Annotated in this window: 1 protein-coding gene; it reads right to left on the bottom strand. The window is 55.5% G+C overall.

Going from position 1 to position 593, the window contains the following annotated elements; translation table 11 throughout:
- Positions 1-305 (bottom strand): flagellar biosynthesis repressor FlbT (gene flbT, locus AC1DU6_RS34940; protein ID WP_477863124.1); only part of this gene is annotated, 305 nt, incomplete at its 3' end.
- Positions 306-593: the final 288 nt, after the last annotated feature.

Genomic DNA, 593 nt, shown 5'->3' with positions numbered 1-593 from the left:
AAAATAAGCTTACTGACGTCCTCGATCGTCTCACGAAAACTCGGAACCGCTTCAATCAATTCCTTGATGAAGCCGAGATATAGCTCCTGATATGCCGGGATATCGTTCTCCAGATACATCATCTGCACGCAGAGATAGACTCGTTTCACCGGCGTCGTAGCAGTCTCCGCCGTGAGAATGTCCTTCTCACGCATGATCGGTGCATCGCCATCAATCAGGAACGCCGTGCGCGTATCGGAATTGGTGATCACGCTCTGACCGATGATGATTCGCTCACCCGGCTTCAGTTCGACTCGCAAAGGCATTCAGCTCTCCTCCCCGCAGCAGCCGTGAGGCCACATGCAAAGCCAACGGTATCTGGTGCCACGTTTCGGGCGGGCATGACTATCCAGGAACCCCGAAAATACGCCTGCGATTCGAATAATACCAGCATTCAGCCGCCCACGTCTTCAGTTTGGGGAAAGCCAGGATGCCGGGCGACGCGCCGCTGACTACCCCCGACCAACGAAAAACGGCGGGATTTCTCCCGCCGTTCGGTAATCTTGGTGCCACCACCAGACTTACTGGAGCAGCTTGAGCACGCTCTGCTGCGA

The sequence above is a fragment of the Roseateles sp. P5_B10 genome (assembly GCF_056400485.1).
This window is presented reverse-complemented; position numbering and strand designations above follow the sequence as displayed.